This window comes from Pseudomonas sp. REP124 (assembly GCF_020164475.1).
Taxonomy (GTDB): Bacteria; Pseudomonadota; Gammaproteobacteria; order Pseudomonadales; family Pseudomonadaceae; genus Aquipseudomonas.
Genome location: NZ_JAIQWX010000028.1, coordinates 48335 through 54604 on the forward strand (window position 1 = coordinate 48335; position 6270 = coordinate 54604).

Annotated in this window: 6 protein-coding genes; 3 read left to right on the top strand and 3 right to left on the bottom strand. The window is 56.7% G+C overall.

The annotated features are described in order from the left end of the window. The first annotated feature begins 38 nt into the window (after positions 1–38). Positions 39–563 carry a DUF4946 domain-containing protein gene (locus tag K9857_RS09805; protein WP_224535286.1) on the top strand — a complete coding sequence of 175 codons (525 nt, stop codon included), beginning with the start codon at positions 39–41 and terminating at the stop codon, positions 561–563. A 175-nt stretch (positions 564–738) separates the two neighbouring features. Here K9857_RS09805 and K9857_RS09810 read toward each other — a convergent pair whose 3' ends face one another. The 3 genes from K9857_RS09810 to K9857_RS09820 all read right to left on the bottom strand — a co-directional run bounded on the left by K9857_RS09810 (position 739) and on the right by K9857_RS09820 (position 3860). Then, a complete protein-coding gene (locus tag K9857_RS09810; RefSeq protein WP_150770591.1) occupies positions 739–1104 on the bottom strand; it encodes a histone-like nucleoid-structuring protein, MvaT/MvaU family in 366 nt (121 codons plus the stop codon). Positions 1105–1342: 238 nt separating this feature from the next. Further along, positions 1343–2875: a cyclic diguanylate phosphodiesterase gene (locus K9857_RS09815; RefSeq protein ID WP_224535274.1), complete on the bottom strand. Its 1533-nt coding sequence runs from the start codon at positions 2873–2875 to the stop codon at positions 1343–1345. 112 nt (positions 2876–2987) lie between these two features. Continuing rightward, a complete protein-coding gene (locus K9857_RS09820) occupies positions 2988–3860 on the bottom strand; it encodes a LysR family transcriptional regulator (protein WP_224535276.1) in 873 nt (290 codons plus the stop codon). Positions 3861–3941: 81 nt separating this feature from the next. On the opposite strand from K9857_RS09820, the gene K9857_RS09825 reads away from it, so the two are divergent. Both K9857_RS09825 and hppD read left to right on the top strand, forming a co-directional pair. Beyond that, a complete protein-coding gene (locus K9857_RS09825; RefSeq protein ID WP_224535277.1) occupies positions 3942–4904 on the top strand; it encodes a DMT family transporter in 963 nt (320 codons plus the stop codon). A gap of 227 nt (positions 4905–5131) precedes the next feature. Continuing rightward, the gene (gene hppD / locus K9857_RS09830) at positions 5132–6208 is read left to right on the top strand and encodes a 4-hydroxyphenylpyruvate dioxygenase (RefSeq protein ID WP_224535279.1); all 1077 of its coding nucleotides are present in this window, start codon (positions 5132–5134) and stop codon (positions 6206–6208) included. Positions 6209–6270: the final 62 nt, after the last annotated feature.

Here is a 6270-nt window from a genome sequence, read left to right on the forward strand (position 1 = left end):
CTCAGACTTCAGACTTCAATAGCTGAGTGTTCATTGAAATGATTCGATTCGCTCCATCGGTTTTTATTCTCACAGGCGCGCTGTTCGCCGCCGCCAGTGCCCACGCTGAAGATCCGGTCATGACCTGGCCCGCCGGATGGCAGGTTGAAGAGATAGCGCAAGACAACGCAGCGTCCACTGTCTCTCGCCAGCGTGCAGTGAAAAACGACCAAAGTGGCACGCCGGTGATGGTCATGGAGTTGACCATGACCCAGGTGCAGAGCGGGCATCAGGTGAATCTTGAAGGCGTTTTGATGGAAATGCGCAAGTCCGTGCAAAAGGACTTTTTCCAGGGCGGTTATCAAAGTGTCTGCAATCGCATACATCCTGCGACCTTGAGCCGTTTATCGGCGCTGGAAACCACTTGCACCATCACCCAAAACGGTCGACATGTGCTTTCGCAAACTTTGGTGGCGGCAGTGGATGCTGATAAGGCCTACGTTCTTTCGTACGCGGGGCAGGCTGAGGCTTATAAGGCGAGTCAGGAAGAAATAGAAACAGCTCGTAACGCTTTGAAACTTTAGTTGAAAGACTTTAGTAGCTGCAGGCTTGGGCTGACGCGGAAATCCTTAGATACCCGAAGGGATTAAGCACAAAGTTGATCTGCAAGTAGCGAGTTGATTCGCCAATATCGTTGCATTTGTATGGTATCCATGAAAAAAGCCCTGCATTCGCAGGGCTTGTTTATAGCGCGAGGATTTAGCCGCGCAGCCAGGAATCAACGGTGCCGGCACCGTATTGTTCCTTCCATGCCTTCAGGCCGCGATGGTTGCCGCCCTTGGTTTCGATCAGTTCGCCGGTGTGCGGGTTCTGATAAACCTTGACCACGCGAGCACGGCGGGTTTTAGGCGCTGCGGCCTGCTGCAGACCGGATTTGGCCGGGTTCGGGTCGAGAATGGCGATGATGTCGCGCAGGCTCTTGCCGTAGGTTTTCATCAAGCCCTGGAGCTTTTCTTCGAATTCGATTTCTTTCTTGAGCCCGGCATCGTTCTTCAGGGATTCAAGCTGCTTGAGCTGCTCTTGAAGGGCCTTTTCAGCTGCACGAAATTCAGCGAGTCTGGACAATATGATTACTCCAATAGTGTGTTTGGCTGAAACCAACCGCAAACAAAGCTATAAGCCAAAAGCCTTGAAGCGACTCGGTGATTAAATCGCTTACCCGCTAAATTACCGCAGGCATGGAAAAAATTGTAGTTGTTAATTCATCAAGAGTAAATCATGTCTTTTTTTTCATGTAACACGCCGCTGTATTTCGATTCGATTCAGAGCGTTTTATGGTGGTTTGGTCGCTTGAAACCATCCCTTAATCGACACTTAATGCACTAATGAACTCAGCGCCAGGCATGGGACGACCGTACAGATAGCCTTGCAGGAAGTTAACGTTATGTGCGGTCAGGTAATCACTTTGTTCCTGGGTCTCTACACCCTCTGCAACCATTGCCAGATCGAGCTTTACGGCAAGTTCGATGACCGTATCCAGAATATGGCCGGACAAAGCGTCGACACCGATCATGGCCACGAAGCTCTGGTCGATTTTCAGATAATCCACATTGAACTGGCGCAAGTAACCCAGGCTTGAATGACCGGTGCCGAAGTCGTCGATGGCGATCTTCACCCCAAGCTCGCGCAACTGCTCGAAAAGCTGATGGGTGAGGGGAGTGGGTTCGATCAGTTCACGCTCGGTCAGCTCGAGGACCAGATGGATGGAGCCGGGCGCGAATTGCGCGAGGAATTCCCGGCAATCGCTGACCAGTTCCAGGTCCTGGCAATGGCTGGCGGTGATGTTGATGCCGATATGAAAGGGCTCACGGAATGACGCAGACAACGGCCCGAGCAACACCGCCGTCTGCTGCATCAGGGACCGGGTCATCGGCACGATCAACCCGGAATATTCCGCGAAGGGAATGAACAGGTCAGGACGCATCAGGCCTTCTTTTGGATGATTCCAGCGCATCAGCACTTCGATGCCCGAGACTTTCTTGGTATCGCCATGCACCACGGCCTGGAAGTAAGGAACGAACTCCATGGCCTCCATCGCACGCTTCATTTCATGGCTTGGAGAAGTGGAACGCCTCTGTAACAAGTACCCGATAACCGCAGACACAGCGCCGAAGAAAATCAGCAAACTGAACAGTGCCGGATACTCGCTGCTCATATAGCGCCAGATTTCACCCTCGGGAAAACCGGCTTTTACGCCAAAGGCATAGCGTGAAGAATCGAGCTTGCTTTGCGCTACTGCAAAGTCGGGCAGGGCGCCCTCATGAAACTGGTTATCGGCGGATAACCAGTTGGGGCCGACTTGCAGCACCAGCAAAGTATGGCTACCGATCAGGCGCAGCACGTTACTGAGGTGGTAACCATCCAGAGTACTCATCGCACCGCGTTTGCCTTCGCTCAGCCGATAGACTAGCAAGGCGGTATCCGGCGTTACCGGGTTGCCCTTCATCAGTAATAACCGACCTCCTTCGTAGTCACCGGAGGAGATTTTTTCATTCACATCGCCAAACAGCGAACTGCAATAAATGGCGTCGTCCCAGACCAGATTGGTAGAGCGCACGAAAGGCCGTCGAGTGACTTGTTCACGTAGGGCGAGATTAACGTCAAGACAACGTTGGCCGGCCAATGGCAGTAGTTCGCGAGCGGCCTGGGCGGTGTTGTCCAGCATCAGTTCGAATTGTTGAATTGCTTCTTCGGCCGTTTGTTCGGCGCTGTGCTTGAGTGCGCGTTCAGCCTGCATGTAGAGAATGACGACACCGAGCACTACCGGGAGCAATCCACTTGCGAGGGTCACCGCCATCCTGATGCTGCGTTTGCGGGATTTTGCTTTCAGTGGCATCTGTGAAACCTGTGGCGATGAAGTCGGGCTCTTAAATGCTGGCGGCGAAAAACGCCCTCCATGAAGAGATCAAGTTGCAGCCATGATAGTTGGCCGCCGTTAGTTGTGCCGTTCATCTGTAGTCAAGCCGTTGCGCAAGTTTGATGAAGGCCAGGGCCGCCGGTGACGCCTGGCGCTGGTCGAGCACTGCCAGGCCGATCTGCCGGGCTACTACCGGGGAAAGTGGTTTTTTCACATAGCGGCCGTCGTCGTGTTCGGGCAGAGAACTTTCGGCGACCACGGTCAGGGCGTCGCCGCGACCCACCGTATCCAGCGTGCTCAGCAACTGCGAGCAGCGAAAGCGGATGTTAGGCATCAGCCGCGCGCCGTGGAACAGCCGTGACACCAGCTCCGACGAGCCCGCTTCGGTCAGTACGAATGGGTCATGGCACAGGTCGCTCAGGCTGACGCTGTCGCGGCGGGTCAGCGGATGATGGGCGGGCAGCAGCGCGACCATCTGATCTTCGAGCAACGCCACCGTGTCGAAGCGCTCGTCAGGCAGCACCACAAAACCGATGTCGATACGCCGCTCCTGCAGCCACTGGATGACCTGACGGTCCGGGCCTTCATCGATGTGCACCTCGATACCCGGATGGGCGGCGCGGTAGTGCTTGAGAATCAATGGGAGCAATTTGATCGACGAAGTCGGGCCGAATGAGCCGATACGCAACGTCCCGCGCTTCATGCCCCGGGCATCCGCCGCTTCCTGGCGCATGGTGTTGGCCAGGCCGAGCATGGCCCGGGCGCGCAGCAGCAGTTGCTGACCGATGTCACTCAGTTCGACTTGGGTCTGATGGCGGCGCAGCAGTTCCACGCCCAATTCCCGCTCCAGGGATTTCAACGCATGGGACACCGCGGACTGGCTGATGCCCAGGCGCTGGGCCGCTGCCGTGAAGCCGTTGAGTTCGGCGACGGTGGAGAATATCTCCAGTTGGGTGAGGGTCATGAGTGTTTACTCATTTTACGATGAGTGGGTATTAGCCAAATCATACGTCACCCAATGAAAATTCAATGTAGGACGTTTCCGATGATTTGCGAGAACAGCCCGACCCGTTCCTCTGATGTGCCGGTGTATCTGAAGCTGGCGGCGGTCACCATGATCTGGGGCGGTACCTTTGTCGCGGGGCGTTTGCTGGCGGACAGCCTCAGCCCCTTGTTTGCTGCGAGCCTCAGGTTTTTGCTGGCCAGCGTGGCCTTGCTGCTGTTCCTGCTGATGGCCCGCGTGCCCTTGACCCGGCCCAACCCCCGGCAATGGCTGCAACTGGCGATCCTCGGCTTCTTCGGGATCTACTTCTACAACCTCTGCTTCTTTTATGGCCTGCACTACATCAACGCTTCGCGGGCCTCGCTGATCGTGGCGCTCAACCCGGCGGTCATCGGCCTGGCTTCATGGCTGCTGTTCAAGGAGCGTTTGAGCCGGGCGAAAGTCATCGGCATCGCGATCTGCATCGCCGGCGCCAGCGTGGTGATCGTCAGCCGCAACCCGCAACTGATGGCCGACAATGCCGATGCCTGGATCGGCGATCTGCTGATTTTCGGTTGTGTGCTGGGCTGGGGCATTTATTCGCTGTTCTCCAGGGAGCTCAACCACAGCCTGGGGCCGGTGCAGACCGTGACCTGGTCGATTCTGCTGGGCACCCTGATGCTCTGGGTCACCAGTGCGATTCGTGGCGAGTTGAGCTTCACCGCGCTGTTCAGCCTTGGTCCGCAACAGTGGTCGAGCCTGCTGTATCTAGGCGTATTGGGTTCGGCGCTGGCCTACATCGCCTATTACGACGGCATCCGCAAAATCGGCCCGACCCGCTCCGGCGTGTTCATTGCCCTGAACCCGTTGACGGCGGTTATCCTCGGCGCGCTGTTGCTGGACGAACAGCTCACCCTGGCGATGTACCTGGGAGGAGGGCTGATCCTGCTGGGGATTTACCTGTGCAATAAACCCCTTGCTTCGGTGTCGGAAAAGGGGATTTCATACAGAAGGCGGACAAACTGATTTACGCTGTGTAGAATCAGGTTACGCATACAAGAATTCGTCTTCCGGCAACGGAAGCTTCGCCCGCAAGAGCCTTGGGTCGACCATGAAGTTATTAGGGTTTCAATTGATCTACGGTGATTTCCTCGCCCGCAGCGTGCGGGGCATTTCCTGCGCGCCACCCGCCGGTCTCAGCATCTCCAGCAACTAACCTTCAGTTAATTGACCAGAATGATGAGGCGCCAACCATGGCAGATCTATACGAAAACCCGATGGGCCTGATGGGCTTTGAATTCATCGAATTCGCATCGCCGACCCCCAACACCCTGGAGCCGATCTTCGAGATCATGGGCTTCACCAAAGTCGCGACCCACCGTTCCAAGGACGTGCACCTGTATCGCCAGGGCGCGATCAACCTGATCCTCAACAACGAACCCAATAGCGTCGCCTCGTACTTCGCTGCCGAGCACGGTCCGTCGGTGTGCGGCATGGCGTTCCGGGTCAAGGATTCGCAAAAGGCCTACAAGCGCGCGCTGGAACTGGGCGCCCAGCCGATCCACATCGAAACCGGTCCGATGGAGCTGCACCTGCCGGCGATCAAGGGCATTGGCGGTGCGCCGCTGTACCTGATCGACCGTTTCGGTGAAGGCAGCTCGATCTATGACATCGACTTCGTCTACCTCGAAGGCGTGGACCGTCATCCGGTCGGCGCGGGCCTGAAAATCATCGACCACCTGACCCACAACGTGTATCGCGGTCGCATGGCCTACTGGGCGAACTTTTACGAGAAGCTGTTCAACTTCCGTGAAATCCGTTACTTCGACATCAAGGGCGAGTACACCGGCCTGACCTCCAAGGCCATGACCGCGCCGGACGGCATGATCCGCATCCCGCTGAACGAGGAATCGTCCAAGGGCGCGGGCCAGATCGAAGAGTTCCTGATGCAGTTCAACGGCGAAGGCATCCAGCACGTTGCGTTCCTGGCCGATGATCTGGTCAAGACCTGGGATCACCTGAAAAGCATCGGCATGCGCTTCATGACCGCACCGCCAGACACCTACTACGAAATGCTCGAAGGCCGCCTGCCGGCCCACGGCGAGCCGGTGGGCGAGCTGCAGGCGCGGGGCATTCTGCTGGACGGTTCGTCCGATAAGGACGACAAGCGTCTGCTGCTGCAGATCTTCTCTGAAACGCTGATGGGGCCGGTGTTCTTCGAGTTTATCCAGCGCAAGGGGGATGACGGTTTCGGTGAGGGTAACTTCAAGGCGCTGTTCGAATCGATCGAGCGGGATCAGGTACGCCGTGGTGTGTTGAACGCCGAGTAAGGCATTACACCGATCAAACTGTGGGAGCGGGCTTGCTCGCGAAGAGGCCGTGTCAGTCGACA